Source organism: Azospirillum argentinense (assembly GCF_000632475.1).
Taxonomy (GTDB): Bacteria; Pseudomonadota; Alphaproteobacteria; order Azospirillales; family Azospirillaceae; genus Azospirillum; species Azospirillum baldaniorum.
This window is the reverse complement of sequence record NZ_CP007797.1, coordinates 572449-594494: the sequence shown is the minus strand read 5'-3', so window position 1 is coordinate 594494 and position 22046 is coordinate 572449. Positions and strand designations below refer to the sequence as shown.

Below are 22046 nucleotides of genomic sequence, written 5' to 3'. Positions count from 1 at the left end.
TTCCGGTGACCAGCCTTCCGAACCGCACGTCCTTGCGTGCCGTCGCCTTCGACCTCGACGGCACGCTGGTGGACAGCGCCGCCGACCTGATGCACGCCTCCAACGCCCTCCTCGCTGAGCTGGGCCGCCAGCCGGTCGATCTGCCGGCGGTGCGCTCCTTCATCGGCGACGGCGTGGCCAAGCTGGTGGAGCGGGTCCTGACCGCCACCGGCGGCCTGCCGGGAGCGGAGGAGACGGCGGCCCACACCCGCCGCTTCCTCGCCATCTACGAGGCCGACCCCAGCGCCCACAGCGCGCTCTATCCCGGCGTGGCGGAGACGCTGACGGCGCTGTCCGCGGCCGGGCTGAAACTGGGGGTGTGCACCAACAAACCGATGGCGGCGACCCGGCGGCTGCTCGCCGACCTGGGCATCGCGGACCGCTTCACGGCGGTGGTCGGCGGCGACAGCTTCCCCACCCGCAAGCCCTCGCCCGAACCGGTGCTCGGCCTGCTCGACCTGATGGATGTCCGGCCGGAGGAGACCGTCTTCGTCGGCGACAACGAGCATGACGTGGCCGCCGCCCGCGCCGCCGGGGTGGCGCGGGTGCTGGTGCTGCGCTACGGCTACGCGCGGGTGCCGCTCGACAGTCTTCCCCATGACGGCATCCTGGAGCGCTTCGGCGACCTGACGGGGGCGCTGTCCGCGGCCTCGGCATGCTGAACCGTCTCGTCTTCTGCCGGCATGGCGAGACGGAGAGCAACGTCGGCGGCTGGCTGGCCGGGTCGCGCGATGTGTCTCTGACCGAGCGCGGGCGGGCACAGGCCCACGCGGCGGCGGCGGCGCTGGCCGCCCAGGGAAATCCAATTGCCGCCATTCACTCCAGCCCGCAGCGGCGCGCGCTGGAAACCGCCGGCGTCATCGGCGCAGCGCTCGGCCTGCCGGTGACCGTCGTTCACGGTCTGGAGGAGCGGCGCTGGGGTGACTTGGAAGGGGGCGCCGTGCCGGGGGACCTCCTGCGCGAAGAGGTGCCGGGCGGCGAAAGCCTCACCGCCTTCCAGACCCGCGTCGCCGCTGCGCTGGAGGGCTTGCCGGTTCCGGCGGACGGGCGGCCGCCGCTGGTGGTGGCGCACGCCGGCACATGGCACGCGCTGTGCCGCTGGCTGGGCCTCGCCCCGGACACGCTGTGGCCGCCCAACGCAATGCCCGTCACGCTGGAGCGCGCCGGGGTTTTTGAAAGCATCGGGGCGCCGGTCAGCGGATCTCGATAAGGTCCGTCAACTCGCGCACGACCAGTTCCAGGCTGTCGGCCACCGCCTCGCAGGACACCCGTTCCTCCGGGGTGGTGAAGTCGGCGGAGCGCAGGGTGGCGATCTGCTCCTTCAACCGGCCGATGTAGGCGATCAGCTTTTCTTCCATGCCCGGACCCCGTGGTGCGAGAGGCTTCCCGCTACGATAACAGGCGAGCAGGGGCTTTGGCGCCCGGATTCTCCGCCGAAGGGCGGATAGCGGCGCCAAAGATCGACCGGCAGCGCCGTTACAACGGCTTGATGCCCTGCCGGTAGGTGAACAGATCGTCTTTGTCGTACGCGGTCTTCACCCGCCGCAGCCGGCCGTAATTGCCGCCGTAATAGGCCGACGACCAGTCCTTCAAGGACGGGTCGGGGAAGTTCTGGAAGGCGCCCACCGCCCTGGTGGTCGCGTTGACGGTGGCGTAGAACCGCTCCTGCCACGCCAGATTTTCATCCACCAGGGACTTCGGATCCTTCCGGTTCCACCAGTTCACCTCGGAGGAGAACAGCCAGTCGTAGCCGCGGTGGACGTAGGCGGTGGCGTCCGCCGTGGTGGCGTTGATCCGGCCACCGACCTGGAAAAACTTGAAGGCGTTGGCCATGCTGGTGCCCGGCATGCGCTCGGCGAGGCGGATCATGGTGACGACGGACTCGGGCGTGATGTCCGCCGCCCTCATGTAGGAGGATTTCTCCTGATAGAAGTAGGGGTAGGTGAATTCGCTCAGCAGGTCCTGCGCCGGCCAATAGGCCATGTCACGGTCGATCCTCGTCTTCGACGCCTTCTCCAGGACCGGGCCGATGATCGCCTCCACCGTTGTGCCGCACTTGTGCAACTGGCCGAGAATGGAGACGGTGAGCCGCGGATCGCCGCTGCCGCGCGCCGGCTTGGTGACGTTGATCTTGCTGCCGAACTCCGGCGGCGCGTCCGCCAGACGGGTCAGCAGGGTGTGGAGCACCTCGCCCACATCCGTGGTCCAGGTGATGTCGAAGAAGGTGACCGTCTCCACCGGGAAGGTGCGCAGGGTGAAGGACGTGTTGATCCCGAAATTCCCGCCGGCACCGCCGCGGCAGGCCCAGAACAGGTCGCTGCCGTCGCCGCTGTCCTGGATATCGGCATGCAGCGCGCCGTCCGCGGTGACGATGCTCGTGGCCTGGAGCAGGTCCGACCCCATGCCGAACATGCGCATGTTGAAGCCGATGCCGCCGCCCAGCAGGAAGCCCGCCGCCCCCACGGTGGTGCAGCGCCCGTGGGTGACGGTGCGGTTCAGCCGTTCGAGCGCCTGATAGACCATGCCGTTCAGGGCGCCGCCGCCCACCTTGACCAGACCGTCCCCGCCGGGCAGGGGGGTGATCGTGCTGAGCGGCGTCATGTCGATGAGCAGGCCGGGGGTGGTGGAGAAGCCCGCGTAATTGTGCCCGCCGCTGCGCACGGCGAAGCGGGCGCCGTGCTTCCTCACCCAGGCGACGCAAGCCTGCACGTCCGTCTCGCTTGCGCAGCGCGCGATGGCGGTCGGAAGCGTCCGGAAACGCAGGTTGTTTGGGCGTGCGTAATCGTCGAAGAACGGATCGTCGGGCAGCACGACGCCACCCTGGACGGCCCCGGCCAGATCCTTGAGCGCCGAGGCCGCGATCCGGTGGGGACGCGGTTCCGCGATGGCGGGGAAGGGGGTGACGCTGGTGAGCGCCGACGCGGCGGCGAAACGGCCCGCCCCGACCAGGAAGGTGCGGCGACTCGGCTGAACGGCGCTGAACATCGGATTCCCCTCCCGCGAATTCTTATGGGAGTGTTTACAACTTTTCGGGAATGCCGGGAAGATGCCTGCTTCTTATCGGCGATCGGGGCGGTGAAAGGCGTCGTTGCGGCTGTGATCTGTCGGGCGTGTCTGTCTGAACCGGCTGCGTTTCGCTTGCGCAGAAGACGGTCGTGGTGCGCCATCGGGACGCCGGATCGAACCAAAGACATGGGAGAATGGAGCGCAACGTCCGGGTTCGGCCAGTGTGGCCGGAACACCATCTCCTCGAACAGGACCGTGAGGAGAATGGTGCCCAGGGACGGAGTCGAACCGCCGACACGGGGATTTTCAGTCCCCTGCTCTACCAACTGAGCTACCTGGGCGCCGCTGCGTGCGGGGGCGTCTTATAAGAAGAAGCGGAGCGCTTGTCCAGCGCAATTCGACACCCGATCGGAAGAGATTTTTCCGGTCCGGCCGGGCGGGTTGGGGGTGGCACTACCCCGAAAGTGGTCATACCAGTTTTGACCTGAGTCATGGTCCCTCACCCATGCTCGGGGGATAGTTTCCCTGCCGCGCGGACAGGACCAAAGCGCCGCCCGGCATGACCGATTTTCCGTGCGTGCCCTGGATGCCGGTGTTTGAAGGGTGACAGTCCGCCCGCACCCGTTGTCCAGGACCGGCCCGAAGGGGCCGGCGGCGCGCCAACCGCAGAGGCGACACGATATGCCCGTCACCACGCTTGCAGACCTCAACGACCTCGTCCTTCGGGTCCGGGAGGCGCAGAAAGTCTACGCCGGCTTCCCGCAGGAGACCGTGGACCGCATCTTCCGCAGCGCCGCCCTGGCCGCTGCCAACGCGCGCATCCCGCTGGCGAAGCTGGCGGTTGCCGAGACGCGCATGGGCGTGATGGAGGACAAGGTCGTCAAGAACCACTTCGCCTCCGAATACATCTACAACAAGTACAAGGACGAGAAGACCTGCGGCATCCTGGAGGAGGACCCGGAATACGGCATCATGACGATCGCCGAGCCGGTGGGCCTGATCTGCGCCATCGTGCCGACGACCAACCCGACCTCGACGGCCATCTTCAAGGCCCTGATCAGCCTGAAGACGCGCAACGGCATCGTCTTCTCGCCGCACCCCCGCGCCCGCAAGGCGACCTGCGAGGCCGCGCGGATCGTGCTCCAGGCCGCGGTGGAGGCCGGCGCGCCGCCGGACATCATCGGCTGGATCGACGAGCCCTCGGTGGAGCTGTCGAACGCGGTGATGCACCACCCCGACATCAACCTGATCCTGGCGACCGGCGGGCCGGGCATGGTCAAGGCGGCCTATTCCTCAGGCAAGCCGGCCATCGGCGTCGGCGCCGGCAACACCCCGGCGGTGATCGACGAATTCGCCGACATCAAGCGGGCCGTCGCCTCCATCCTGATGTCCAAGACCTTCGACAACGGCGTGGTCTGCGCGTCGGAGCAGTCGGCCATCGTCGTGGACGCCGTCTATGACGCGGTGCGCGACCGTTTCGCCCACCATGGCGGCCACATCCTGTCGGCGGCGGACGCCGACGCGGTGCGCAAGGTGCTGCTGAAGAACGGCGCGCTCAACGCCGACATCGTCGGCCAGTCGGCCGGCGCCATCGCCGCCATGGCCGGGGTGAGCGTTCCCGCCCACACCAAGGTGCTGATCGCCGAGGTCGAGGCGGTGACCGAGGACGAGCCCTTCGCCTACGAGAAACTGTCGCCGACCCTGGCGCTCTACCGCGCCCGCGACTTCATGGACGCCTGCGAGAAGGCGGCGGCGCTGGTCGCGCTGGGCGGGATTGGCCACACCTCCGCCCTCTACACCGACCAGGACCAGCAGCCTGAGCGCATCCGCCATTTCGGGCAAGCGATGAAGACGGCGCGCATCCTGATCAACACGCCGTCCTCGCAGGGCGGCATCGGCGACCTCTACAATTTCCGGCTGGCGCCGTCGCTGACGCTCGGCTGCGGTTCCTGGGGCGGCAACTCGATCTCCGAGAATGTCGGGCCGCAGCACCTCATCAACCGCAAGACCGTGGCGAAGCGGGCCGAGAACATGCTGTGGCACAAGCTGCCGAAATCCATCTACTTCCGCCGCGGCTGCCTGCCCTTCGCGCTGGAGGAGCTGCGCGGCAAGAAGCGCTGCCTGATCGTCACCGACCGCTTCCTGTTCGAGAACGGCCACGTCGACGAGACCGTGCGCATCCTCAAGGGGCTGGGCCTCGCCGTGGAGACCTTCTTCGAGGTCGCCGCCGACCCCACACTGGCGGTGGTGCGGCGCGGGCTGGCGCTCGCCAACGCCTTCCAGCCGGACGTCATCCTGGCGCTCGGCGGTGGCTCGCCGATGGACGCGGCCAAGATCATGTGGGTGATGTACGAGGCCCCGGACGTCGCCTTCGAAGATCTGGCGCTGCGCTTCATGGACATCCGCAAGCGCATCTACACCTTCCCCAAGCTGGGCGTGAAGGCGCAGTTCGTTGCCGTCCCGACCACGTCCGGCACCGGGTCGGAGGTCACGCCCTTCGCCGTGGTGACCGACGAGCGCACCGGCATCAAGTACCCGATCGCGGATTATGAACTGACGCCGACCATGGCGATCATCGACGCGAATCTGGTGATGGACATGCCGAAGGGCCTGACCGCCGCCGGGGGGATCGACGCGGTGACCCACGCGCTGGAGGCCTACGTTTCCGTCCTGGCCAACGAATACACCGACGGGCAGGCGCTGCAGGCGCTGAAGCTGCTGAAGGAGCATCTGCCCTCCGCCTACGCCAACGGCGCCAAGGACCCCAAGGCGCGCGAGCAGGTGCACAGCGCCGCCACGCTGGCCGGCATCGCCTTCGCCAACGCCTTCCTCGGCGTCTGCCATTCGATGGCGCACAAGCTGGGGGCGGAGTTCCACCTGCCGCACGGCGTCGCCAACGCGCTGCTGATCGCCAACGTCATCCGCTACAACGCCGCCGACATCCCGACCAAGCAGACCGCCTTCAGCCAGTACGACCGGCCCAAGGGCGTCGCCCGCTACGCCGAGATCGCCCGGCACCTCGGTCTCGGCGGCAGCCGCGACCATGAGCGGGTGGAGACGCTGGTGGCTTGGGTGGAGGAGCTGAAGCGGACGCTGGACATCCCGGCCTCGATCCAGGCCGCCGGGGTTCCGGAGGCGGAGTTCCTGGCCCGGCTGGGCGCCATCGCCGAGGCCGCCTTCGACGACCAGTGCACCGGCGCCAACCCGCGCTTCCCGCTGGTCGCGGAGATCCGCCAGCTCCTGCTCGACAGCTACTATGGCCGCGCCTACGCCGAGGGGGCGGAGCGGGCTCCGGAGGCCGGGGCGGAGCGCAAGCCGGTGGCGCTGGTCCGTTCACGCTGACCCCTTCACACTGATCCACGCCTGACAAGGGCCGCTTGGCGCCGGGAAACCGGAGGCCGGGCGGCCCTTTCTTTTGTCCGGAAAAAAAGCCGGTCTGCCGAAGACTTCACGCCCTGACGCCATGAAACGTCGATTGGCTGTGAACCCATTGTCTGAAACGGCGGCAGGTGATTCCGGTCATGATTCGATCCTATCAATCCGATTACCGCCATCGCGGCCCCGCGATGCATGCATTCGTCTTCAAGGTCCGGCGCTCGCGGAAGACGCGGCACGGCTTTACCAAGGAGGCGGTGCGATGACTGTGTCGGTCTGTGGCACGCTGGACGAGATCCTGCACCCGGCCTCCGCCGATTTCCGCAGTCTGCCGGACCTGATCGGCGGGCTGATGGGGCGGCTGGCCGACCGCGCGCCGCTGCGCGGCGGGGCGCTGTGGCTCCAGGACATGGGCACGCTGGTGCTCGCCCAGGATCGGGCGGGCGGGCGCCTGTGCTGGACGGCGGACGGCGACCCCAACGACGCCGCGGCCGACCCGGAGGCGGTGGTGGTGCCCATCACCTACGCCGACGCGCCGGTCGGCGAGATGCGGCTGGTCCTCGACCGCGCGCCGGACGGCGCCGCGCCCGAGGCGCCCATGCTGCAGGACGTCGCCCGCCAGTGCGGCTATCTGGCCAAGCGCTACGAGGTGCGGCGCTGGGCGGAGCGGCGGTTCGGGCGGCCCCTGATGATGGTCGGCATGAGCCCGGCGCTGCGCGAGCTGGACGCCTTCCTGGAGCAGGCCGCCCACAGCGCGCTGCCCGTCCTGCTGACCGGCGAGTTTGGAACGGAGAAGGCGCAGCTCGCCGCGGCGATCCACGGCTGCGGGCCGCGGCGCGACGGCCCCTTCGTCCAGGTCAACGGGGCGGACCCGGCGGGCACTCCCGCCGACTGGTTCGCGCGGGCCGCAGGCGGCACCCTGTTCCTCAGCGGCGTGGACGAGATGACCCCGGCCCTTCAGGGGCAAATCGTCCAGCACATGCCCTCCCAGCTCGGCCAATGGCTCGACGCGCCGGGGGGCTGGCCGCTGTCCGCCACCGGGGCGGCCGCCGGGATGGCCAGTGGGATGGGGGAGCCGCGGGTCATCGCCTCGACGACCGCCGACCTGCGGCGGCTGGCGGAGGAGGGGCGCTTCTCCCGCCCGCTGCTGGCCGAACTGGATTTCCTGTGCGCCACCGTGCCGCCGCTGCGCGACCGGCCGGCGGACATCGAGCCGCTGGTCCTCGCCGCCCTGGAGCGCCACGGTGGGCGTGCCGACGAGACGCGGACCGACGAGTTGATCGCCCTGTGCAAAGCCCACAGCTGGCCGGAGAACCTGTTCGAGCTGGAGCGGGTGATCGCCCGGCTGGCGGTGATGACCGGCGGCCGGCCGATCCGCCACGGCGACGTGCGCCGCCACGCCCCCTGGATGGTCGGCGGCGCCATGCCGACGGACCCGGAGGCCGGCATTCATCCGGTGGGCCATCCGAACGGCCATCCGGAGCCCGCGTCCGTTGTCCCGCCGGCTCCCTCGCCCGCGGACCATTGGGTGCACTGCGCGCTGACCCGCGACCAGGACGCCCTGGCCCGGCTGCACGGCGGCCTGCGCAAGGCGCTGGTGTTCCTGGGTGAGCGCTTCGCCGACCCGATCACGCTGGATGAGCTGTCCCGGCAGGCCCATGTCAGCCCGTCGCACCTCAGCTACCTGTTCCGGACGGAGCTTCAGACCTCCTTCAAGGGTCTGCTTGGCCGCATCCGCATCCACAAGGCGCGCGAGCTTCTGGCCGCCGACCGCCGCCTGCCCATCACCGAAGTGGCGATGAGCGTCGGCTACGGCGACCTCAGCCATTTCGAGAAGAGCTTCCGCCGCCTCGTCGGGGAAAGCCCGCGAGAATTCCGGCGCAACCTGCCGGGAGCCGGCCGGCGGCCCTGAACCGGCCTTCACGCCTCATTTCAACGAAACGTCCGAAGCGTACGGGAACGTTCCCTGTTCCGTGCCGGCGTCCACGGCCCGGCGTGGTTCGGCATTGGCGTTCCCGCTTTTTTCCATGGCCGGCCATCGGACCGGCATCGCAAGACGGGTGGGATCATGGATAGGTACTGCGTTGGATTCATTGCCGTTGCCAGCCAGAAGATGGCCTTGTATGCCGGCAACAAGGACATCGATGAATATTTCAAGAATGTCGATCCGGACAAATTGGATGCAATGGGTTTCATTGTTTACTGTAGGTCTGTGCTTGGCTATCAGGCAAATGGGATCTATCGATTTTTAAGGTATATGAAATCATCGCCGCTATCCAACAGCGCCCTGCAGGCTCTGGCGTCCATCTATGCCGGCCATTTCGCGATCTTCGCCGAAGCGTCCGGCGACGGTGGGATACAGCGTACGGTGACGGGCTTCAACCCGGCCTCGCTGACCTCCAGCATGATCAAGACGACGCCTTTGAAGCAAGGTGGCGCGATGCCGGGAAAATGGTACGACGACAAAGAGATGTTCATGGACCCCACCCGGCGTGTCATCTCCATCCCCGTCTCAAAGGCGGTGTATGAGACATTCAGGGATGACCTGGAGGAATTGAAGAACAACCGGTCGACGTTGCTGACGGGAGCGAACAGCAGCGGGAACATGCTGTACGGCTGGTACATGCTCGACAAGAGTGCCAGCAAATACAATTGCGTTACCGCCAGCATAACGGCGTCATCGAAAATCATCGAAAAACTGGAACGGCAAGACCCGAAACCAGAGGGCTTGGACGAGCTGAAAAATGTGACGGACAAGCTGGATTATTGCGCGAACACCCTCACCAGGGGCGGCGCCGGGACACTGACCTGGGTGTTGTTGGGGATGCAGGCCGGCAGTTTTCTGGTGGAGGATCGGAAATTGCTGGATGGCATTCTCTACGAGGCGCTCAACAGGCGGTCGAAGGTGTGGTCGCCGAAACTGTGAGTGTCTCCGCGGAAACGGCCCCGCCCGAGAGGAGGTCATCCTTCGGGCGGGGCCGTTTTCTTTGGCGAAGCGGGAACCGTGGTGACGCCCGCAATCGATGCCAACGCATCGATCGGCTTCCGTTCATCTGATCAGGTTGACCAGCCTGATCTCGCCGGTCGTGGCCTCGTAGACGGCGAAGTACCCCGCCCCGCGCGACAGGCCGGGATCAAGCGCCAGAATGTTGGCCCAGCGGTTGCCGATGAGGGCCCAAAGGCTGTCCAGCTCCGAACCGTACAGGGGGCGGGCCGCCAGCCATGCCGGGTCCAGGCCGATGCGGAAGCCGGGATCGGACAGCACGGTCTCCACCCGCCGGCGCAAAGCGTCGCGGAACCGTTCCAGCGAATCCGCCGTCATGTCCTTGGCCGAGCCTGGGAAATCATCGAGCAGTGCCTGGTCCGCCGCCGCGAAGTCGTTCCGGGGCAGCGGCGTGCCGCGCAGCGCCTGCAGCACCGTTTCGATGCGGTCCAGCGGCGTGTTCGGGTCCTGGAGAACGTCGCCGATCGGCTTCAGGCAGCGCAGGACCGACACCGCGTCCCGTCCGTCGGGATGGCTGGCGAGATGCTCGTGGATCGCCGCGTTGGACGCGGTCAGGATGTCGTCCAGATGCAGGCGGCCAACTGCGGCGGCGGTCATGGCCGCGACCTGCCTGTCGATGGCGTCGCGGACCGCCTCGGCGTCGCCTTGACCCAGCGCCGGCCGGATGGTGTCCCACATCCCCCGGTCCATGATCGGTTCCAGGCTGTCGCCCAGCGTCATGACGATCCGGCCCTCGCCGGCGCACAGCGGGGCGAACACCCCCAGCATTTGGACCGAGAAGGGGAAGTCGAGAACCACGGTCCGCGCCGTCCATCCGGACGCCATCAACGGCGCGACGACGCTCGCGGCCAGGGCGTCCGCCGTCCAGGTTCCGGGGGACAGCAGCGGCTGTCCGTCGGCGCTCCGTCCGCCGCTGCCCTGGTTCACGACGAGCAGGTCCAGAGTTCGTTGCGCCTCGGCGCCGGTCGGGGAAGGGCCGAGCCGTTGCGCCGCGTCGACGGGGTTGTCGTTCAGGGTGATCCGGAAAGCGTCGTCGGGGTGGTAGCTGCGCGGGTACTCGGCGGCGGACCCCTGCGCCAGCTCCGCGCTGCTCAGCATCAGATGGCGGCACCGGCCCTGGCGCAGCGCCGTCACCGACGGGTCGGCGCCCTCCGGCGCTCCGGTGCGCAGGCCGAGGGCGGTCAGGGCGTTCAGCGTGGCGGCCAGCCGGCCGCGGACGGCGCCGTCGTCGGTCTGCGCGAGGCTCTCGCGGACCGAGCGGATCGTCTCGGACAGGGCGGCGACGGGCAGTTCCCGGATCAGCGAGGGCGGCGGCGCGCCTGGCGCGGCGCCCGTCACGGTGAGCGTGGCCCCGACCGGGGCATAGCGGAAGGGGCCAAGATCCGCCTCGTCATGCCAGACGATGGCCAATTGCCTACCGTCACGGGTCAGCGTGAAATTGCTGCGGTGGGTGGCCAGCCAGTCCTCGATCTGCGAGGCGGCGGCGCTGAGGATGTCGTCCGGCGGGCGCCTGGGCTCACCGTCCTGGAGCAGAATGGCGACGGGGGCCGCGGCGGCGGCGTGCTCTTGCCCTGGCAAGCCCTGCTCCAGCTGCAGCGCCGCGGCCCAGGGACCCTGAATCACCGGCTGGATGCCCGGACCGTTCAGCGCCGCCGCCAGCGAGGGCAGGGAGGTGAGGTGGTTCAGCAGCGCCCCGGAATCCTCGAAGCCATTGCGCAGAAAGGCCGCCCGCTTCTCCAGATGGCTTTCCATGGCCGCCGACACCCAAAGGCCGAATCCCATGGCGCTCGCGATGGCCGCGTCGCCATCGCTCCAGGCGCCCTTGTCCTTGGCGGCCTTGATGGCCGCGGAGACCGTCTCGGGCAGGGTGGCCAGATCCGCGTAACCGAAAAGCTTGGTGGCGAACCAGCCGTCGAAGGCCGTCGCCAGCGCCTTGTCCGTGGCGAGCGCGTAGCCCTGGCAGAGCTGCTCCAGGATCACGACGAACAACCGCTGCACCGCGATGTCGCCAAGCCCGTCGATGGCCTTCAGGGACAGCGGCGCCACGCCTTCCCGGATGCGGGCGCGGATCGCCGCGATACCGTCCGCCGTGGTCTGGTCCTGGTTGGCCAGCAGACCGTGCAGCTTGGCGATCAGCGCCGGAGCCGCGTTCCGTGGCGGGGGCGCCGAGCGGCAGAGGGCATCGACCGACCGCAGGGCCGAGGTGATCCGGTAGGCTGTTCCCGGCCGCGGCAGGCCGTCTTCGAGCCGCAAGTCGCCGGTGAAGCGCCGCCATTGCTGCTGGGCGGCCAGGGTGCCGTGGCGTGGGATGGTCACGTCGACCAGCACGGCGGCGCAGCCGTTGCGTCCGTAATCCGCCTTCTCCCGGCTTCCGACGCCCGCTCCCCCGACGCCCGACGCCCCGCCTCCGGTGTCCTCCGTCGCCGGGCCGTCCGCGGGCGCCGCACCGGCCAGCCGGTGAAGCAGTCCGTACAGCTCCAGCTTGAGCGAGAACAGGGCCATGACAAGGACGTTGTGCAGACGCTGGAACAGCGCGAACCAGGCCGGCGCCGGCAGGGCGGGGTTGACGAGAATCCGGGCGACCCACCCGCGGGTGCCTCCGCGCCCATCCTCCAGGACGATGAAGCGGCTGTTTCCGGACGGATCGGTCTCGGCCGCCCGCTGCGCCAGCGCCCGCATGCGGTTGCGCAGCCAGCCCGCCAGTTGCGGATAACCGCCGTTGAGGAGGCGCGTCAGCGCGCGGTCGGCGTCGGCCAGACGGTCCGCGGGAAGCGGCCCGTCGGACGCGACCTTGAAGCGGATGGCGAGCCGGAGGCGGCAGGCGGCTTCGGCGGTGTAGGACAGATGAACGCCGCCGGCGGCCTGCGCCGCGTCGTCCAGCCCGTCGATGATGCGGGCGAGGCCCGCCATGATGGCTTCCACCGCGTCCCAGCTCTGCGCCGCCGCCATGTCCTGGTCGAGGCCGCGAAGCTGGCGCCGTTCCTCTTGGAAGGGAGCGGTGCCACCCGCCTCCGCCGGTCCGGCAAACGCCTCGATCAGCGGCAGCAGGATGTCGCGGACGCCGCGCAGCCGGCGCGAAATGTCGTCGGACCCGATGGGCTGGCCGGCCTTCGCCGCGCCGACGACGCCCGACGTCTGTTTCAGCAGGCGTCGGGCGCCGCTCAGCCGGTCGTCGGGAAGGGGAAAGCGCTCGCCCTCATAGACCGCTCCGGGTGGCACGCCCAGCAGGCCCGGCGTTCCTTCGCCCGCCACGAACAGGCGCTCCATGGCGGCGGTCTGGATTGCGGCGGTCTCGGCGGTGGCCCGCGCGCCGGGCGCTCCGATCCCGAAGGAGGCCCCGCGCACCATCCGCAGCCAGTCCGTCTCGGACGGCTGGAGCGGGTGGACGGCCACCGCGGTCCAGCCGTCCGAGACGTCGCGCTGGGAGGACGGCACGACCGGCAGGCCCAGCGCCTGAGTTGCGGCACCGGCCACCGCGTCCATGCTCGCCTCCACCGGAGTGGCGGGCGGGGCGGAGGGCGGAGTTTCGGGCGCGACAACGATCAATTTCCGGCGCGTGCGGGACGGCATGCGGGATGTCCTTCAGCTCGGTTGGGGCCCGGATTTGCGTCCAGGTTCGGAAACGGGCGGAAACGCCTCCGCCCCGCGCGAGCCGGGAAACCGCGCGACGTCGCGGACACCCCGGGGCGGCAGGTCGGTGGCGGCGGCGTCAAAGGGCCGGGTCGCCCTTGCTGTTCATCGCCCGCGCGATCTGCGCGCTCGCTGCGGCCATGGCCTGCTGCGCCGCCTCGTTGGCTGCGACGACGGCCTTCTGCTGCTGCTCGCTGGCCTGCTGCATCGCCTGACCGCCGGCTCCGGCTCCGCTGGCGGCCTGAAGCGCCTGGGACATCGCCTCGTTCGCCTGGGACATCGCGCCCTGCTCGTCGGCATGGCCGCCGGGGTGGGCGGTCAGGCCGGGGATCGCCTCCACGGCGTGGCCGGCGAGCTGGATGGCCTGCTCGACGGCGGCCAGCGCCTGCTCGGCGGCGGCGTTCACGCTTTTCACCGCGTGGTCGAGCAGCGCGCTGGCGATTTCGGCGGGCGTCTTGGTGCCCGCCTCGAACGGCGCCGTATCGGGCGCTGCGACCGGAGCGTCGGCCGGCGGCGCCGCCGGCGCGGCGGGCGTGGCCGGAACCGCCGCGTCCGGTGCCGCCGGAGCGGCCGCCGGTTCAGGGTGCGGGCTGCTGGGGGGCTGGGAAACGCCCATCCTTCGATCTCCTTCGTCCGGTTCGGTTTTGCGGCGGGCGTGCCGTCGTGGCCGTCCGCGTCTCCGCCGGCGCCGCCGCGGCTTCGGCGGTCGGTGTGGATGGCGCAGAGGGCGGCGCAGAAAGCGGTGCACAGGGCGCTGCAGAAGGCACCGCCCCGGTCACGGCCTGTTGAGGCGAGTCAGGCGGCGGCAGTGGTGGCAGTGGTGGCAGTGGTGGCGGTGGCGGGGGGATCGGGGCGAAAGCAGCGCAGCGAGATCACCCCCGCGGCCCCCATCTGGATTTCCGCCTGGATGCCCTTGCCGAAGACGGGGAAGAGACAGGACGCGCCGTCCTGGCCCATGATGCCGCGTTGCGGCGGCGTCGCCGACAGCAGGGCCTGCGCCCCGGCGAGATAGCCGGCCACCAGCACCCGCACCGCGTCGCCGGTCTCGTCCCGGAAGGCCGTGTCGCGGACGATCTGCAGCGCCCCGTCCGACAGCCGGGCGAAGCCGACCGGCCGGCCGCGCTTCTGCCAGTTGGAAACCGCCCGCGCCACCTCCGCCGGGGCGGCCAGCGGGGGGACCTGCGGGCATTCCAGGAAGCCGAACAGCTGCGGCAGGATGGTGTCCAGTGTGCCGCCGGCCCGTTTCTTCCGGTCGTCCGGCGTGGCGGTCAGGGAGCCCAGCCGGTTCACGTAGATGAGATAGAACTGATAATAGTCCGCGAACTCCTGCACGGTGCGCGCCTGCTCCACCGCGAAGGCGGCCGCCTCCTTCTGCAGCTCGGGGTTCGCCGTCCCCTGGCTTTCCTTGCGGTAGAGCAGCTCCTGCACCGCCAGCTGCTCGTCGAAGCCCATGAACTGGAAGACCGGAGCCCCGGAGACTCCCAGCCCGGCGAGGAAGGACGCGCTGGCGGCGAAGTCGTCCTGCGTCAGGAGAGTGTGGTCGGCGAGGATGCGCTTGACCTGGGCCGACACCGTGGCGCTGGTCTCGCCGGATTCGGCGTCGGCCAGCGTGCGCAGGCTGTCCACCCCGAGCGTCATCAGCTTCACCGGGCTGACCATCAGCTTCAGATTGGGCAGCAGGGCCAGCCGCGTCGCGTGAAGACCCTGCTGGACCTGCTCCACGAGCGTGCTCTCGTCCGGGAAATCGTAGCGCGGGCCGGCGTTGCTGATGGCCCAGTCGAGCCACTCCGACCCGCCATCGATGAAGGCGAGTGCAAGCCGCCCCAGGTCGGTGAGCCCGGCGCGGTTCTGGATCATCTTGTTGGCGACAGAGACGGTCATGGTGGGGACACCTGCGTAAGGGTCAGCTCGACGGGAAGCTATTCAGGACCGTGGAGGCCGCGGTACCGATGCTGGTGAAGTCGTTGGCGGCGCTCGTCATCATTCCCTGGGCCTGGGTCAAGGCGGTGACGTATTTCGGGTCGCCCGTCGCCAGGAGCTGCGCCATCGCGACACCGATCGCCGTGGTGGCGATGGTCGAGACGTTGCGCAGCGTGTCCGTCGCGTCCTGCACGGCCATGGCCGTGGACTGGGCGACCGCCTGATAGGCTTTCCCCGCGCCGCTGGTGGTGACGACCTGCGGGCTCATGGTCGCCGTCTGCGTCTGGTTTATGACGTCAATGATCTGCGCATTGACCTTCGTGGGCTCCGACATGAAGGCTCCTTGCTCGTTGTGGCCTGGACGGCCGGCCGCTGGGAGATGGACGCGGGGTCAATCACGACCCGCCGGTGACGGTGCTGTTTCCGGTACCGCCGGTGACGGTGCTGTTGCCGGTGCCGCCAGTGACGGTGCTGTTTCCAGAGCCGCCGGTGACCGTGGGGGGCAGGGTGGTGAGCGAGGTCGTCAGCAGCGGGGTCAGCGGCTGCAGCGGCGACGCGCTGCCCCCCGAACCGGACGAGCCCGAACCGGACGACCCCGACGGCGGCGGCGGGGGCGTGGTGGGGAAGGGCACGGACAGCATCTTGGCGCAGGCGGCGGTGACCGCGGCGGAATTGACCATGCCGGCGTTCTGTTGGCGGTGCACGGCGTTGTGCATCGCCATGCCGAGCGTCTCGACCATCACGGCGTCGAGCATGGCGAACGACTGCGCGGGGGACTGTCCCGTCAGAAGCGTGACGATGTCCGACGTCGCGTCGATCACCTGGGTGTTCACGGTGCCTTCGTCGCTCATGATTTTGCGGTTCCCTTGGTGATGATCAGCGTGAGGACCTGGGCGAGCGCGGCCTCGGTGATGACCTGGGCGCGCTGCTGGTTGGCGACGGCGTTCTGCATGGCCAGGCCGAGGCTGTCGGCCATGGCGACGTAGGTCATGTCCATTGCCAGGGATGGGGTCAGGCCAAGCGGTATCGCCGTGTTCGCCGCGACCGATCCGGCAAGGCTGGCGGAGCTTCCGTCCGGCATTCACACTCTCCAGCCTTCAGGCTCCCGCCACAGCTTCTGCGGACACGGGCTTCTGCGCGACCGGGCGCTTCAACCTGTGACGGAGGCCGCCCCCGGTTTCCCGAGGGCGGCCCGCCGGCTCTCCTTAGGAGAGGCCCAGGATCTGGGTGGTGACGACGCCGGTCGAGGCCGTGTCGACGGAGTACAGGGTCGACAGGCCCTGCGTGGTCGCCGCCTGCATCACCACATAGGACTGCTGCTGGTTGTTCGTGGCGTTGTGGGCCGCGTTCGACAGCGCCTGGCTGGTGGCGACGAACAGGTTGCCCATCGCGACGGCCGGGGCGTCGCCCAGGACCTTGGTGTTGACCTGGGAGACCGAGTCCGTGATCTGGTTGTTCAGGGCGGTCGGGAAAGCCATCGTGTTTGCTCCTTACATCAGATGTTGCGTTGGTTCGAGGCCAAAGCGCCGGCGGCGGTGCGGCGGACGGCGGCGGGTGCCGCGCCCGCCGACCGGTCAGCCGAGGAGCTTCGACGTGGCGGCGCCGGTGGTCGCGGTGTCGATGGAGTAGAGCATCGCGACGCCCGTCGTCGTGGCGGCCTGCGCCGTGACGTACATCTGCTGCTGCGCCAGGGTCGCGTTGTGGGCCGCGTTGGCCAGCGCCTGGGCGGTGGCCTGGTACAGGTTGCCCATGGCGATCGCCGGCGAGCTGCCAACGACCTGGACGTTGCTCTGGGCTACGGAATCGGTGATCTGGCTGTTGACTGCCGTCGGGAAAGCCATCTGACGTTATTCCTTGGCGAATGGTTCGGGATGGATGGCCGGCGGCCCGTTCCGGATGCCCGCGGGCGCCCGGTCCTGGCCGGTCGGCTCATCAGCTCCCCAGGATCGACTTGGTGGCGACGCCGGTGGAGGCGGTGTCGATCGAGTAGAGCGTGGCGACGCCCATGGTCGTGGCGGCCTGCATGGTCACGTAGGACTGCTGCTGGTTGTTGGTGGCGTTGTGGGCCGCGTTGGCCAGCGCCTGGGCCGTGGCCTGGAACAGGTTGCCCATGGCGATCGCCGGAGCGTCGCCCAGGACCTTGGTGTTGGCCTGGGTGACGGAATCGGTGATCTGGTCGTTCACGGCGGTCGGGAAAGCCATTTGTTCGTCCTCTTCGGTTGCCTGCCGCCCGCCCGCCATCCCTCATGGAAGGCGGGGTGGCGCAGGTGGTTTGAAACGTCGACGGCGGCTTGGGTCCGGCTTACGAGCCGAGGCCCTTGACGCCGGTGCTGAGGATGCTCTTCGTCGCCACGCCGGTGGAGGCGGTGTCGATCGAGTAGAGCGTGGCCACGCCCTGGGTGGTGGCGGCCTGCGCGGTCACGTAGGACTGCTGCTGGGCGTTGGTGGCGTTGTGGGCCGCGTTGGCCAGCGCCTGAGCCGTGGCCTGGAACAGGTTGCCCATGGCGATCGCCGGAGCGTCGCCCAGGACCTTGGTGTTGGCCTGGGTGACGGAATCGGTGATCTGGTCGTTCACGGCGGTCGGAAATGCCATTGTCTTTCCTCACTGGTGGGGCCGGTTTCAAAGGCGGCCGCTGGTGGCGTCGATCATTCGCGCAGCCTCATGCGACCATGGGATGCGTGAACAGCAGACGGTGCGACTGTAGCGATGTGGAATGCCGTCCGATTGGTCTATCCGGCGAAAGAATCCGGCGGATCGCGTGAGTTTTGTGCGCTTGGGTTGCGTGTCGGCGATTGATGCGGAGAAAGCGTGTGGCGTCGGTGCGACCGATTCTTGCGCAGCGGGCACAACGATGGCCGCAAGGCCACGCAATTCCGCGTCCCGCCGCCCGCGCCGCCGCCCGGGAAACCGGCGCCATCCGGAGGAATTGACGGCGAGGGGAGGGGCGACGGGAACGCGAAGCGGCGTCGCTCCACGGATTGCGGGGATGACGAACGAAATCACGCCGCTCTATTCTTGGTCTGGTCTTTGATGATACTGTCGATATGGAACGAAGTCTGGAAGGTGCCGAGCGTGCTTAAGAAAAGTGCAGTATCCGTGGCCCCAAACACTGCCGTTGCAACAAATGAAACCAAACGGGCGGCGCACAGCGCATTTGATAATGCGCAGGGGCAGCTGTTCGGCATCATCATGACCGCGTTCGGGATTTCCATACTGCATGCCGCCGGATTGATCACCGGGCAGGCGGCGGGGCTGTCCTTCGTCATCGCCTACGCCACGGGGCTGGATTTCGGCCCGGTGTTCTTCGTGGTGAACCTGCCCTTCTACGCGCTGGCGCTGGCGCGCATCGGCTGGCGCTTCACCGCGAAATCGCTTCTGGCGGTCACCAGCATCTCGGTGCTGACCACGCTGGCGCCGCAGGCGATCCGCTACGACGCGCTGCACCCCTATGTGGCGGCGGTTCTGGCGGGCTTCTGCATCGGCATCGGGGTGATCGGCCTGTTCCGCCACGGCTCCAGCGGCGGCGGGGTGGGCATTCTCGCCTTCTACATCCAGGAGAAGACGGACTTCCGCGCCGGCTGGCTCCAGGCCATGTTCGACGTGGTGATCTTCTCCATGGCGGTCTTCGTGATCGACGGGAAGGCCGTGCTGGCCTCGATGCTGGGGGCGGCGGTGCTGAACGCCTTCGTCGCCTTCAACCACCGGACGGACTGGTACGTGGCCCGCTGAGACCCGTCGTCCGGCACCATCCCGCCGCGACCGTCGCGGCCTGTTGCATTTCTCCGCGGGATGGGTACCCTGTCCCGCATCGCCAGCCACGCTGGCCGTAAGCGTTCAACGTCAACCAACGCACTCAACGATCCTCGCCGATCGGAGTGCGTTCGCGTGTTCGGACGGACGGCCATCGGCGGGGACCAGTGTGGAGCACACCATGGGTCCCCAGCAAGGGCCGGATCAAAGGCCGGCGGCGGCGCGCGATCCGGCGCAAGGCCGCCTGATCGTCCTGGCCGCCGTCCTCTTCGTCTCCTACCTCTGTGTCGCCCTGTCCCTTCCCGTCGTGCCGCTGTTCGTCGCCGGGGATCTCGGGATGGGCAATGTCTGGGCCGGGCTAGGCGTGGGAAGCGCCTTCCTCGCCACCATCCTCAGCCGCGGCTTTGCCGGAACCGTCTCCGACCGACGCGGCGCCAAGCGCGCGGTCGGGCGGGGGCTGGCCTTTTATGTGGCCGGCGGGCTGGTCTCGATGGCCGCCGGTCCTCTATCGTTCTCGCCATGGGCGGCCTTTTCCGTGCTGGTGGCGGGCCGTCTGCTCATCGGCGTCGGCGAAAGCCTCGTCGGGGTCGGGGTGGTCGCCTGGGGGATCGGCATCGTCGGGCCGCAGCGCTCGGGCCGCGTGCTGGCGCTGATCGGGGCGGCGCTCTACGGCGCCTTCGCGGCGGGCGGACCGCTGGGGCTGGCGCTGCTCGACGGCTTCGGCTTCTCCGGCGTCATGGCGGTCAGCGCGCTGCTGCCCGCCGTCGGGCTTCTGGCGATCCGGCGCATGGAAGGGACCCCGGCCCATCCCGGCGCCGAGCGGCCGCCCTTCCGCAGCGTGCTGGGGCGGATCTGGCGCCAGGGCGCCATCGTCAGCCTCCAGGGCATCGGCTTCGCCGCCATCGGCGCCTTCTTCTCGCTGCACTTCGTCCGCGAGGGCTGGCCCCACGCCGGGCTCGGCCTGACCGCCTTCGGCCTTGGCTTCGTGCTCGTCCGCTTCGCGCTGGGCCATCTGCCCGACCGCTTCGGCGGCCTGCGCGTGGCGATGGGGTCGCTGGCGGTGGAGGCGGTCGGGCAGGCGCTGCTGTGGACCGCGGGCGACCCCGTCACCGCGCTGGCCGGCGCCTTCCTGACGGGGCTCGGCTGCTCGCTGGTCTTTCCCGCCATGGGGCGAGAGGTCGTCCATTTGGTCGAGCCGCAACTCCGCGGCACCGCGCTCGGCGCCTTCGCGGCCTTCCAGGACGTCGCTTACGGCCTGACCGGACCGCTCGCCGGTCTGCTCGCCGACCGGGTGGGCTACGGCGGCGTCTTCCTGCTGGGGAGCGCCGCCGCGGCGCTGGGCTTCCTGACCACCGTCCAGCTCCTCCGCGCGCGGCCGGTGGTGAAGACCAGCCCGACCTGAGGGGGCCTATTCCCCCGCCGCGGCCTTCAGGAGGGTGATGCTGATCCGCCGGTTCTGCGGGGCCAGCGGGTTGGCGGCGTCGAGATGGTCGAGGTCGGCGCGGCCCTCCACCCGAACGATCCGCCGGGCCGGCACGCCGGCGGCGATCAGTTCGCGGCGGGCGGCGTTGGCGCGGTCGCTGGACAGTTCCCAGTTGCCGTACTTCGCCCCGTCCGCATAGCCCAGCGCGTCGGTGTGGCCGGTGATGCTGAGGCGGTTGGGCGACGACGCGACGGCGCCGGCGACCAGCCGCATCAGCCGGCGCCCCTGCTCGTTCATCTGGGCGGAACCGACGTTGTACATCGACACCTTCGCCTGATCGGTGAGCTGCACGCGCAGGCCGACGGACGTCTGCTCGATCACGACGCTGCCGGCCAGCGCCCCCAGCTCCGGCATCGTCTCCAGCGCCGTGCGCAGGTCGCGCTCGGCCTTCTCCAATCCCTGCTGCTCGGTCAGCGCCGCGGTCTGGCGGTCGAGCAGGGCCTCCAGCTCCGCCCGCGCGTCGCGGTCCGTCTGGCTCCGGCCGCCGGGCGGGTTGGGCATGGGGTCCTTGCGTCCGGCGGGCTCGCGGTCGCTCTCGCCCAGCGAGGCGACGACGGGCGGGGCGGCCACCGGCACGCTGTGCTCCCCCGGCGCGTTGGGGGTGGACAGCGCCCCCGTCTTGTCCACCGCCCGCCCGGCGAGCATGCCGTCGGCGCCCGAGTTGGACTGGGACAGGGCCACCGGGTTGAAATAGTCGGCGATTCCCTTGCGCTGCTCCACCGTGGTGATGTTCATCAGCCACATGATCAGGAAGAAGGTCATCATCGCCGTCACGAAGTCGGCGTAGGCCAGCTTCCAGGCGCTGTTGTGCTCCTCCTCCTCCTCGCCGTAGCGGCGCTTGATGATGATCGTCGGCTCGATGCGCTTGCGGGGCATGGCGGGGCCTCAGGCGGGCTGGCTCGCCTCGCGGGCCTTCGCCTGCGAGGAGAGGGTGGTGGCGACCTCGACCTCGGCAAGGCTCGGCTGCGTGTCGGCGAACAGCACCTTGCGGGCGAACTCCGCGCAGACCTGCGGAGGGCTGCCGCGCAGATAGGCGCCCAGCCCCGCGCGCACGCAGATGAACAGCGTCAGCTCCGACTCGCGGCGATGGCGGGCGGCGGCGGCGATCGGGCCGACCAGCCCGTAGGACAGCAGCACGCCGAGGAAGGTGCCGGTCAGCGCGCCGCCGATCATGTGGCCCAGCACCTCCGGCGGCTCGCTGATCGCGCTCATCGCATTGATGACGCCCAGCACGGCGGCGACGATGCCCAGCGCCGGCAGCGCGTCGGCCAGATTCTGCAACGCCTTCGGCACTTGGTTCAACTCGCGCCCGATGGTCTCGATCTCCTCGTTCATCAGGGCTTCCAGATCGTGCGGGTTGTCCTGGCCCAGCGCGATCAGGCGCATGTAGTCGCACAGGAAGGTGACGCAGCGCGGCTGGCGGAAGACCGAGGGGTACTGGGCGAAGATCGGGCTGTCGTCCGGCTTGTCGATGTCGCTCTCGATGTTCGACACGCCCTTGGACTTCGCCTGCCGCAGCAGGGCGTAGAGCAGCGAGATTAGGTCCAGATACTCGTCCTTGCTGGTGTTCCGCCCGCGGGCCACCGCGCCGATGGTGCGCACCGTGGCGCGCAGCACCGCCATCGAGTTGGCGATGACGTAGCCGCCGATGCCGGCGCCGACGATGATGACGATCTCCACGGGCTGCCACAGCACGCCCATCCGCCCGCCCATGGCGGCGAAGCCGCCGAGCACGCTCAGGAAGACCGCGACGATTCCGAACAGCAAACGCATGATGTGTGTCCTCCGGCTCGGCCGAAAAGAGGGGTCGGGCTCAGCGAGCCGTCGTGTGGGGCGGG

22 protein-coding genes and 1 tRNA gene are annotated in these 22046 nt (G+C 69.3%); 7 read left to right on the top strand and 16 right to left on the bottom strand.

Going from position 1 to position 22046, the window contains the following annotated elements; genetic code table 11:
- The first annotated feature begins 5 nt into the window (after positions 1–5).
- Positions 6–701: a phosphoglycolate phosphatase gene (gene gph, locus ABAZ39_RS31990; protein ID WP_040138301.1), complete on the top strand. Its 696-nt coding sequence runs from the start codon at positions 6–8 to the stop codon at positions 699–701.
- Positions 695–1249, top strand: coding sequence for a histidine phosphatase family protein (locus ABAZ39_RS33630; RefSeq protein ID WP_051658810.1), 555 nt, complete (start codon positions 695–697; stop codon positions 1247–1249). Before gph ends, ABAZ39_RS33630 begins: the two co-directional genes overlap by 7 nt.
- Here the strand turns inward: ABAZ39_RS33630 and ABAZ39_RS36385 are convergent.
- The 3 genes from ABAZ39_RS36385 to ABAZ39_RS31975 form a co-directional block, all read right to left on the bottom strand.
- On the bottom strand, positions 1233–1397 hold the full coding sequence (locus tag ABAZ39_RS36385; protein WP_014199676.1) for a hypothetical protein: 165 nt from the start codon (positions 1395–1397) through the stop codon (positions 1233–1235). The genes ABAZ39_RS33630 and ABAZ39_RS36385 overlap by 17 nt on opposite strands.
- 118 nt (positions 1398–1515) lie before the next feature.
- Positions 1516–3024 carry an FAD-binding oxidoreductase gene (locus ABAZ39_RS31980; protein ID WP_040138300.1) on the bottom strand — a complete coding sequence of 503 codons (1509 nt, stop codon included), beginning with the start codon at positions 3022–3024 and terminating at the stop codon, positions 1516–1518.
- Between the two features lie 286 nt (positions 3025–3310).
- Positions 3311–3386 (bottom strand) — tRNA-Phe (locus ABAZ39_RS31975).
- A gap of 340 nt (positions 3387–3726) precedes the next feature.
- Between ABAZ39_RS31975 and adhE the strand changes: the two genes are divergently transcribed.
- From adhE to ABAZ39_RS31960, 3 genes are all read left to right on the top strand, one after another.
- Positions 3727–6387 (top strand): bifunctional acetaldehyde-CoA/alcohol dehydrogenase, encoded by a 2661-nt coding sequence (gene adhE, locus ABAZ39_RS31970; RefSeq protein WP_040138299.1) that lies wholly within the window; start codon positions 3727–3729, stop codon positions 6385–6387.
- A 295-nt stretch (positions 6388–6682) separates the two neighbouring features.
- The gene (locus ABAZ39_RS31965) at positions 6683–8332 is read left to right on the top strand and encodes a helix-turn-helix domain-containing protein (protein ID WP_040138298.1); all 1650 of its coding nucleotides are present in this window, start codon (positions 6683–6685) and stop codon (positions 8330–8332) included.
- Positions 8333–8488: 156 nt separating this feature from the next.
- Positions 8489–9346, top strand: a complete 858-nt coding sequence (locus tag ABAZ39_RS31960; protein ID WP_040138297.1) for a hypothetical protein — start codon at positions 8489–8491, stop codon at positions 9344–9346.
- A 123-nt stretch (positions 9347–9469) separates the two neighbouring features.
- Here ABAZ39_RS31960 and ABAZ39_RS31955 read toward each other — a convergent pair whose 3' ends face one another.
- The 11 genes from ABAZ39_RS31955 to ABAZ39_RS36455 form a co-directional block, all read right to left on the bottom strand.
- Entirely contained in the window at positions 9470–12994 is a 3525-nt protein-coding gene (locus ABAZ39_RS31955) for a hypothetical protein (RefSeq protein ID WP_144243677.1), read from the bottom strand.
- Between the two features lie 139 nt (positions 12995–13133).
- The gene (locus ABAZ39_RS31950) at positions 13134–13670 is read right to left on the bottom strand and encodes a hypothetical protein (protein ID WP_040138295.1); all 537 of its coding nucleotides are present in this window, start codon (positions 13668–13670) and stop codon (positions 13134–13136) included.
- Positions 13671–13849: 179 nt separating this feature from the next.
- Positions 13850–14935: a hypothetical protein gene (locus ABAZ39_RS31945; protein WP_040138294.1), complete on the bottom strand. Its 1086-nt coding sequence runs from the start codon at positions 14933–14935 to the stop codon at positions 13850–13852.
- A 22-nt stretch (positions 14936–14957) separates the two neighbouring features.
- On the bottom strand, positions 14958–15308 hold the full coding sequence (locus tag ABAZ39_RS31940; RefSeq protein ID WP_035680645.1) for a hypothetical protein: 351 nt from the start codon (positions 15306–15308) through the stop codon (positions 14958–14960).
- 61 nt (positions 15309–15369) lie between these two features.
- On the bottom strand, positions 15370–15825 hold the full coding sequence (locus tag ABAZ39_RS35305; RefSeq protein ID WP_081863483.1) for a RebB family R body protein: 456 nt from the start codon (positions 15823–15825) through the stop codon (positions 15370–15372).
- On the bottom strand, positions 15822–16055 hold the full coding sequence (locus ABAZ39_RS31930) for a RebB family R body protein (protein WP_040138293.1): 234 nt from the start codon (positions 16053–16055) through the stop codon (positions 15822–15824). The genes ABAZ39_RS35305 and ABAZ39_RS31930 overlap by 4 nt, the downstream gene beginning before the upstream one ends.
- Positions 16056–16179: 124 nt before the next feature.
- Positions 16180–16452: a RebB family R body protein gene (locus ABAZ39_RS31925; protein ID WP_014200162.1), complete on the bottom strand. Its 273-nt coding sequence runs from the start codon at positions 16450–16452 to the stop codon at positions 16180–16182.
- Positions 16453–16548: 96 nt separating this feature from the next.
- Positions 16549–16815, bottom strand: a complete 267-nt coding sequence (locus ABAZ39_RS31920; RefSeq protein ID WP_014200161.1) for a RebB family R body protein — start codon at positions 16813–16815, stop codon at positions 16549–16551.
- A 91-nt stretch (positions 16816–16906) separates the two neighbouring features.
- Positions 16907–17176 carry a RebB family R body protein gene (locus ABAZ39_RS31915; protein WP_014200160.1) on the bottom strand — a complete coding sequence of 90 codons (270 nt, stop codon included), beginning with the start codon at positions 17174–17176 and terminating at the stop codon, positions 16907–16909.
- 100 nt (positions 17177–17276) lie between these two features.
- Positions 17277–17567: a RebB family R body protein gene (locus ABAZ39_RS31910; RefSeq protein ID WP_014200159.1), complete on the bottom strand. Its 291-nt coding sequence runs from the start codon at positions 17565–17567 to the stop codon at positions 17277–17279.
- Positions 17568–17974: 407 nt separating this feature from the next.
- Entirely contained in the window at positions 17975–18166 is a 192-nt protein-coding gene (locus tag ABAZ39_RS36455) for a hypothetical protein (RefSeq protein WP_162473423.1), read from the bottom strand.
- Between ABAZ39_RS36455 and ABAZ39_RS31905 the strand changes: the two genes are divergently transcribed.
- Entirely contained in the window at positions 18165–18704 is a 540-nt protein-coding gene (locus ABAZ39_RS31905) for a YitT family protein (protein WP_247881809.1), read from the top strand. The two genes, ABAZ39_RS36455 and ABAZ39_RS31905, sit on opposite strands and share 2 nt — an antisense overlap.
- Positions 18705–18906: 202 nt before the next feature.
- Positions 18907–20127, top strand: coding sequence for an arabinose transporter (locus tag ABAZ39_RS31900; RefSeq protein ID WP_040138291.1), 1221 nt, complete (start codon positions 18907–18909; stop codon positions 20125–20127).
- Positions 20128–20133: 6 nt separating this feature from the next.
- Here the strand turns inward: ABAZ39_RS31900 and ABAZ39_RS31895 are convergent, their stop codons facing one another.
- Both ABAZ39_RS31895 and motA read right to left on the bottom strand, forming a co-directional pair.
- Positions 20134–21084: a flagellar motor protein MotB gene (locus ABAZ39_RS31895; RefSeq protein WP_040138290.1), complete on the bottom strand. Its 951-nt coding sequence runs from the start codon at positions 21082–21084 to the stop codon at positions 20134–20136.
- Positions 21085–21093: 9 nt separating this feature from the next.
- On the bottom strand, positions 21094–21981 hold the full coding sequence (gene motA, locus ABAZ39_RS31890) for a flagellar motor stator protein MotA (protein ID WP_040138289.1): 888 nt from the start codon (positions 21979–21981) through the stop codon (positions 21094–21096).
- Positions 21982–22046: the final 65 nt, after the last annotated feature.

Excerpts from the sequence above, each read along its gene's own strand:
- ABAZ39_RS33630 (WP_051658810.1), top strand. The coding sequence starts at position 695 with ATGCTGAACCGTCTCGTCTTCTGCCGGCATGGCGAGACGGAGAGCAAC.
- ABAZ39_RS36385 (WP_014199676.1), bottom strand. The coding sequence starts at position 1,397 with ATGGAAGAAAAGCTGATCGCCTACATCGGCCGGTTGAAGGAGCAGATC.
- ABAZ39_RS31980 (WP_040138300.1), bottom strand. The coding sequence starts at position 3,024 with ATGTTCAGCGCCGTTCAGCCGAGTCGCCGCACCTTCCTGGTCGGGGCG.
- adhE (WP_040138299.1), top strand. The coding sequence starts at position 3,727 with ATGCCCGTCACCACGCTTGCAGACCTCAACGACCTCGTCCTTCGGGTC.
- ABAZ39_RS31965 (WP_040138298.1), top strand. The coding sequence starts at position 6,683 with ATGACTGTGTCGGTCTGTGGCACGCTGGACGAGATCCTGCACCCGGCC.
- ABAZ39_RS31960 (WP_040138297.1), top strand. The coding sequence starts at position 8,489 with ATGGATAGGTACTGCGTTGGATTCATTGCCGTTGCCAGCCAGAAGATG.
- ABAZ39_RS31955 (WP_144243677.1), bottom strand. The coding sequence starts at position 12,994 with ATGCCGTCCCGCACGCGCCGGAAATTGATCGTTGTCGCGCCCGAAACT.
- ABAZ39_RS31950 (WP_040138295.1), bottom strand. The coding sequence starts at position 13,670 with ATGGGCGTTTCCCAGCCCCCCAGCAGCCCGCACCCTGAACCGGCGGCC.
- ABAZ39_RS31945 (WP_040138294.1), bottom strand. The coding sequence starts at position 14,935 with ATGACCGTCTCTGTCGCCAACAAGATGATCCAGAACCGCGCCGGGCTC.
- ABAZ39_RS31940 (WP_035680645.1), bottom strand. The coding sequence starts at position 15,308 with ATGTCGGAGCCCACGAAGGTCAATGCGCAGATCATTGACGTCATAAAC.
- ABAZ39_RS35305 (WP_081863483.1), bottom strand. The coding sequence starts at position 15,825 with ATGAGCGACGAAGGCACCGTGAACACCCAGGTGATCGACGCGACGTCG.
- ABAZ39_RS31930 (WP_040138293.1), bottom strand. The coding sequence starts at position 16,055 with ATGCCGGACGGAAGCTCCGCCAGCCTTGCCGGATCGGTCGCGGCGAAC.
- ABAZ39_RS31925 (WP_014200162.1), bottom strand. The coding sequence starts at position 16,452 with ATGGCTTTCCCGACCGCCCTGAACAACCAGATCACGGACTCGGTCTCC.
- ABAZ39_RS31920 (WP_014200161.1), bottom strand. The coding sequence starts at position 16,815 with ATGGCTTTCCCGACGGCAGTCAACAGCCAGATCACCGATTCCGTAGCC.
- ABAZ39_RS31915 (WP_014200160.1), bottom strand. The coding sequence starts at position 17,176 with ATGGCTTTCCCGACCGCCGTGAACGACCAGATCACCGATTCCGTCACC.
- ABAZ39_RS31910 (WP_014200159.1), bottom strand. The coding sequence starts at position 17,567 with ATGGCATTTCCGACCGCCGTGAACGACCAGATCACCGATTCCGTCACC.
- ABAZ39_RS31905 (WP_247881809.1), top strand. The coding sequence starts at position 18,165 with ATGACCGCGTTCGGGATTTCCATACTGCATGCCGCCGGATTGATCACC.
- ABAZ39_RS36455 (WP_162473423.1), bottom strand. The coding sequence starts at position 18,166 with ATGATGATGCCGAACAGCTGCCCCTGCGCATTATCAAATGCGCTGTGC.
- ABAZ39_RS31900 (WP_040138291.1), top strand. The coding sequence starts at position 18,907 with ATGGGTCCCCAGCAAGGGCCGGATCAAAGGCCGGCGGCGGCGCGCGAT.
- ABAZ39_RS31895 (WP_040138290.1), bottom strand. The coding sequence starts at position 21,084 with ATGCCCCGCAAGCGCATCGAGCCGACGATCATCATCAAGCGCCGCTAC.
- motA (WP_040138289.1), bottom strand. The coding sequence starts at position 21,981 with ATGCGTTTGCTGTTCGGAATCGTCGCGGTCTTCCTGAGCGTGCTCGGC.